We start from the raw sequence: 480 nt of genomic DNA, 5'->3' as shown, positions 1-480 counted from the left end.
CAGGAATGGGCGGGACAGATCATCGCGGCGCAGGAGCGTGAGATCGCCGAAATGAAGACGTGGCTGAAGGAAAAGGGCGGCTCTGCAGCCCTGAACTTCGGCCAGACCGGGGGAACCACCTGGTCCGCGGACGAAGGCGGCAATACCCTCAGTGCCATCGACCTTGCCACGGGCTCGGTGACCAAGGTGCCGCTCCCGGTGTCACCCCACAACGTCGACCTGACGCCGGACGGAGGTTCCCTGTTGGCAGTCGGCACGCCTGCCAGCGGCGATCCCGCAACGGGCGGGCACGACCATGCCGACACCGCTGCCGCCGCCGGACTTTTGGCGATAATCGATGCGAAGGATCTCTCCAGGCCTGTCGCCACTGTCGAAGTCGGGGCGCATCCGGCCCATGTCGTGGCTGACCGGAAGGGGCGCGCCTTCGTGTCGCTTTCCGGCGACAATGAGGTGGCGGTGGTCGATCTTGCGAGCTTGAAG

At 66.0% G+C, this 480-nt stretch carries 1 pseudogene; it reads left to right on the top strand.

Annotated elements, in window-relative coordinates:
- A pseudogene (locus AB4091_RS21880) lies at nt 1-480 on the top strand (hypothetical protein); the annotation flags it as partial.

This window comes from Terrabacter sp. 2RAF25 (genome assembly GCF_052115265.1).
Lineage (GTDB): Bacteria > Actinomycetota > Actinomycetes > Actinomycetales > Dermatophilaceae > Terrabacter.
The sequence above is the reverse complement of the archived record's forward strand: the minus strand, read 5'-3'. Positions and strand labels throughout refer to the sequence as shown.